Annotated in this window: 1 protein-coding gene; it reads right to left on the reverse strand. The window is 51.8% G+C overall.

Annotation, left to right across the window (positions count from 1 at the left end; genetic code table 11):
- Positions 1-566: immunoglobulin domain-containing protein (locus ACT29I_RS25720; protein WP_430937430.1), on the reverse strand; the 566-nt coding region annotated here is incomplete at both ends.

Raw genomic sequence — 566 nt, forward strand, 5'->3', positions numbered from 1 at the left:
GGACTGTTGCTGTTGGCGGTTATGCTTGGGTTAGAATTTACAACCACTTCGGTTGATACGCTTTGCTCGCAGGTGTTTCCGTCGGTAACTGTCAACGTGTAAGTTCCTGCGTCGGCAAGTGCTATATTGTTTAAAACCGGGTTCTGATCCGAGCTGCTAAAACCGTTTGGCCCGGACCACGAATAGCTTATGCCTGCGGGTCCACCGGAAAGATTCACCGTTTCCCCCTCACAGGCTGCACCGTCGTTCCCGGCTGTTGGAATGGGCAAGGCATGAATGCTTACCACAACCGTCTGTTCATCGCTTGTACAACCGGAATTGTCTTCGACGGTTACTCCGTAAGTCCCCGCATCGGCGGCGGCCGAAGGATCAACGGTTAGCGTGGAAGCATTTTCTCCTGCTATTTCAACGCCTCCCTTTGTCCATACATAATTTACATAACTGCCGCTTCCCCCGGATGGGGTGGCCGTTAATATCAGACTCGTCCCTTCACAGACCGGGGCGTTGTAGTTTACCGTTACGGTTGGCCTTTCATTTACAACAACGGTTTCAAATGTTGTTCCGTC

Source organism: Saccharicrinis sp. GN24d3, from assembly GCF_052400645.1.
Lineage (GTDB): Bacteria > Bacteroidota > Bacteroidia > Bacteroidales > Marinilabiliaceae > Saccharicrinis.